Annotated in this window: 1 protein-coding gene; it reads left to right on the top strand. The window is 70.6% G+C overall.

Translation table 11 applies throughout. From position 1 onward, the window contains the following. Positions 1-5,121, top strand: a 5,121-nt coding sequence (locus ETD86_RS52345) for a non-ribosomal peptide synthetase (protein ID WP_138674067.1), incomplete at both ends; no start/stop codon positions are given.

The raw sequence follows: 5,121 nt of genomic DNA, 5'->3' as shown, positions 1-5,121 counted from the left end.
TGGACGACAGGCTGCGCGACTACCTGGCCCAGCGGCTGCCCGACCACATGGTCCCCTCAGCCGTCGTGACGCTGCCCGAACTACCGCTGACGGCCAACGGCAAACTCGACCGCAAAGCCCTGCCCGCGCCCGAGTATGCGAGCGGGTCGGGCCGGGCGCCGGCCACGGTGCAGGAGGAGATCCTCTGCGGGGCGTTCGCGGAGGTGTTGGGCCTGGAGTCGGCCGGTGTGGATGACGACTTCTTCCAGCTGGGCGGCCATTCGCTGCTGGCGGTGTCGCTGGTGGAGTTGCTGCGCGGCCGCGGCGTGTCGGTGTCAGTGCGGGCGTTGTTCGAGTCGCCCACCCCTGCAGGTCTGGCGCGGTCGGTGGGTGTCGATGCGGTGGAGGTGCCGGAGAACCGCATCCCTGTGGGTGCGACAGAGATCACTCCCGAGATGTTGCCGTTGGTGGATCTGTCCGCGGACGAGGTGGAGCGGATCGTCGCCTCGGTGGCGGGTGGCGCGGCGAACGTGGCGGATGTGTATCCGCTGGCGCCGCTGCAGGAAGGCCTGCTCTTCCACCACTTGCTCGCCGGCGACGGCGTGGACGTGTACGTCTCGGTGCGCGTGCTGGAGTTCGACTCCCGGGACCGGGCGGACGCGTTCGCGCAGGCGCTGCAGCGGGTGATCGACCGGCACGACATCTACCGCACCGGCGTGGTCTGGGAAGGGCTGCGCGAGCCGGTCCAGGTGGTGTGGCGGCAGGCGACCCTGCCAGTGATCGAAGAGGTCCTGGACGCAGGGGAGGAAGACCCCGCGCGTGTCCTCGTGCGCCAGGTGGGATCGGCCATGGATCTGAGCCGGGCGCCGCTGATGGACCTGCACATCGCCGAGGCGGCCGAAGGCCGGTGGCTGGGCCTCGTGCGTACGCACCACATGGTCCTGGACCACCTGGGCATGGAGGTCTTGATCCGAGAGCTGCGGGCCGTGCTCGCCGGCGAGTCCGACCGGTTGACGGAGGCCTTGCCGTTCCGGAACTTCGTGGCGCAGACCCGCGGCGGCGTGTCGCGTGTTGAGCACGAGCGGTTCTTCGCCGAGCTGCTGAGCGACGTGACCGAGACGACGGCGCCGTTCGGGCTGCTGGATGTGTGGGGCGACGGCACCGACCGGGCGTCCGTGGCGATGCCGGTGGACCGCGAGGTCGTGGCCCGGCTGCGGGAACTGGCGCAGCGGATGGGTGTCAGCACGGCCACGGTGCTGCACGTGGCGTGGGCGCGGGTCCTGGCGGTGCTGGCCGGGCGCGATGACGTGGTGTTCGGCACCGTGCTGTTCGGCCGGATGAACGCCGGCGAGGGCTCGGACCGAGTGGCGGGCCCGTTCATCAACACGCTGCCGGTGCGGATGCGCACCGGTCACGTCGGCGTGCGGGCGGCCATCGAGGAGATGCGGACGCAGCTGGCAGGGTTGCTGGAGCACGAGCATGCCCCGCTGGCGGTGGCACAGAAGGTCAGCGGCATGGCAGGCAACACGCCGCTGTTCACCTCGCTGTTCAACTACCGGCACATCGGCGGCGGCACCGCCAGGGCCGAGGAGGCCGATCGGCAGTCGGCGGTCGAAGGCATCAGGACTGTCCTCACCGAGGAGTGGACCAACTATCCGCTGGACGTGTCGGTCAACGACTTCGGTCCCGCCGGGCTGAGCCTGAGCGTGGAAGCGGCCGGCTCCATCGACCCGCAACTGGTCGGACGACTTCTCTGCACCGCGCTGGAGAACATGGTCACCGCGCTCGGCGGCACACAGGAAGTCTCCCTCCGGACGATCGACGTCCTCGGTGCGCAGGACCGCGACCAGGTCCTGAACCAGTGGAACGACACCGCGGTGGCCGGTGCCGCGGCCACGGTCGTGGAACTCATCCAGAAGCAGGTGGACACCGTCCCGGATGCCCTGGCGGTGGTGGCGGACGGCGTGCAGATGTCCTACCGCGAGCTCGACGCGGCGGCCAACCGGCTGGCCTGGCAGCTGCACGGCCTAGGAGTCGGTACGGAGTCGGTCGTCGGACTGTGCCTCCCCCGCGGCGCGAAGATGATCATCTCGATCGTGGCCGTGGCGAAGGCCGGTGCGGCGTATCTGCCGATCGACACCCAGTTGCCGGCCGACCGGGTCGCGTTCATGGTCGCCGACAGCGGCGCCCGGCTGGTGCTCGCCGCCCCGGACGAGGCCGGCGATCTCGCCGACAGCTTGGCCGGCGTACCCGTGCTGTGGCTCGATGATCTGCCGGCGCCGGACGAGCAGCCCGAGACCGCGCCGCCGGTGGCGGTGAACCCGGCGGACCTGGCGTACGTGATCTACACCTCCGGGTCGACCGGCCTGCCGAAGGGCGTGGCGGTGTCGCATGCGGCGTTCGCCAACACGGTGGCCGCGACGGTCCGGCGCTTCGGATGCGGGGCGGGTTCACGGGTGGCGCAGTTCGCGTCGGTCAGTTTCGACCAGTTCTGCCTGGAGTGGTCGGTGCCGCTCGTGTCGGGCGCGACACTGGTGGTGGTGCCGGCCGAGCGGCGACTCGGTGCGGACCTGCCGGCCTTCCTCGCTGAGGAGCGGGTGTCGCATGTGTGGCTGCCGCCGGGAGTGCTGGCCAGTCTGACGGACGGCTCCATCGCGCCTGAGGTCGTGGTGGACGTGGGCGGTGAGGCTTGCCCGCCGGAGCTGGTCGAGCGCTGGTCGGCGGGACGGGTGATGTACAACTCGTACGGCCCGGCCGAGGCGGCCGTGGACGCGGCCGTGTGGCGGTGCCGTCCGGGGGTCGCGCACGTGCCGATCGGGGCGCCGATCGCCAATGCGCGGGCGTACGTGCTCGACGGCGGCTTGTCCGCGGTGCCCGTGGGAGTGCCGGGCGAGCTGTACGTGGCCGGTGCGGGGCTGGCACGCGGCTACGTGGGGCGTGCGGGGCTGAGCGCGGAACGCTTCGTGGCGTGTCCGTTCGGGGAGGCACCGGGCGAGCGGATGTATCGCACGGGGGATCTGGTGCGCTGGAACCCCCAAGGTGAGCTGGAGTTCCTCGGACGAAACGATGATCAGGTGAAGCTCCGCGGGATGCGTGTGGAGCCTGGTGAGGTCCAGTCGGTCTTGGCCGCGGATCCGCGAGTGGGTCAGGTCGCCGTGATCGCCCGCGAGGACATGCCCGGGGACATCCGGCTGGTGGCGTATGTGGTCCCCCACGGCGAAGTCGGCGACGATGGCGAGGACCTGCCGGAGGCGTTGCGGCGGTTCGCCGCGGAACGGCTGCCGAGCCACATGGTGCCCTCGGCTGTAGTGGTGCTGGATGCGCTGCCGTTGACGCTCAACGGCAAGCTCGACCGCCGGTCGCTCCCGGCTCCGGAGTACGCGAGCGGCTCGGGCCGAGCTCCGGCCACGGTGCAGCAAGAGCTGCTGTGCGGGATGTTCGCCCAGGTGCTGGGCATGGAGTCGGTCGGGATCGACGACAGCTTCTTCGAGCTGGGTGGTCACTCTCTGCTGGCGGTCCGGCTGGCGTCTCGCATCCGGGCCGCGCTGGGTGTGGAGTTGCCGCTGCGGACGCTGTTCGAGGCTCCGACGGTGGCCGGTCTGGCGACGCGGTTGGCGCAGGGTGAGTCGGACCGGGTACGTCTGCCGCTGCGGGCGATGGCGCGTCCGGAGCGGGTGCCGTTGTCGTTCGCGCAGCGGCGGTTGTGGTTCCTGGAGCAGTTGGAGGGGCCGAGCCCGACTTACAACCTGCCGACGGTGGTACGGCTGACCGGTGACCTGGACGTCGCGGCGTTGAACGCGGCGCTGCGCGACGTCATCGCCCGGCATGAGCCGCTGCGTACCGTCTTCCCGTCGGCGGAGGGGGAGCCGTATCAGCACATTCTGGATGTGGATGAGCTGGATTGGGCGCTTCAGGTGTCCCGGGTGGAGGCCGGAGAGCTGGCCGGGGCGGTGCGGCAGGCGACGCAGTACGCGTTCGACCTGTCGGCGGAGGCGCCGATCCGGGCATGGCTTCTCCAGACCGCCGGGGCCGAGGAGCAGGTGCTCGTGGTCGTGGTGCATCACATCGCGGGCGACGGCTGGTCGATGGCGCCGCTGGGGCGGGACTTGTCGGCGGCCTATGCGGCTCGTGTGCGCGGCGAGGCTCCGGTGTGGGAGCCGTTGCCGGTGCAGTACGCGGACTACGCGTTGTGGCAGCGGGAGTTGCTGGGTGCGGAGTCCGATCCGGAGAGTCTGCTGTCGGCGCAGGTGGAGTACTGGCGGCAGGCCTTGGCCGGGGCGCCGGAGGAGTTGCCGCTGCCGGTGGACCGGCCGCGCCCGGCACTGGCCAGTCACGTCGGACACGCGGTGCCGTTCCAGGTGCCCGTAGAAGTGCATCAGCGGCTGGTCGAGCTGGCCCGGGCCGAGGGTGTCACGGTCTTCATGGTGCTCCAGGGCGCGCTCGCCGTGACCCTGTCCCGGCTCGGAGCCGGAACCGACATCCCCATCGGATCGGCCGGGGCCGGCCGTACCGATGAGGCGCTGAACGACCTCGTCGGGTTCTTCATCAACACGCTGGTGATCCGTACGGATCTGTCCGGTGACCCCGAGTTCCGGCAGGTGCTCGCGCGCGTACGAGAGGTCGGCCTGGGCGCATTGGCGAACCAGGACGTGCCGTTCGAGCGACTGGTGGAGGAACTGGCGCCGGAGCGGTCACTGGCCAGGCACCCGCTGGTTCAGGTGATCCTTACGCTGCAGAACCAGGAGCGCGCGACGCTGCAGCTTCCGGACGTCCGTACGGGCGCGCCCTCGGCGGTCGGTGGCGCCGCGGAGGGCGCCGTGCAAACGGTCTCGGTCAAGACCGATGTCGACGTGATGCTGACCGAGGTCTTCGACGAGCAGGGGCGTCCCGCCGGGATGCGTGGTGCGATGGCGGTGGCGGCGGATCTGTTCGATGCTTCGACGGCGGCTCGGATTGCTGGCTGGTTCGTGCGGGTGCTGGATGTGGTGACGGCGGCGCCGGAGATCTCGTTGCATGAGGTGGAGGTGCTGGATTCGCGGGAGCGGGATCTGGTGCTGGAGGGGTGGAATGACACTGCGGCGGATGTGGCGGGCTCGAGCGTTGTGGAGTTGTTTGAGCGGCGGGTGGCGGCCAGTCCGGGGG

It is taken from the genome of Nonomuraea turkmeniaca, from assembly GCF_005889735.1.
Lineage (GTDB): Bacteria > Actinomycetota > Actinomycetes > Streptosporangiales > Streptosporangiaceae > Nonomuraea > Nonomuraea turkmeniaca.
This window is presented reverse-complemented; position numbering and strand designations above follow the sequence as displayed.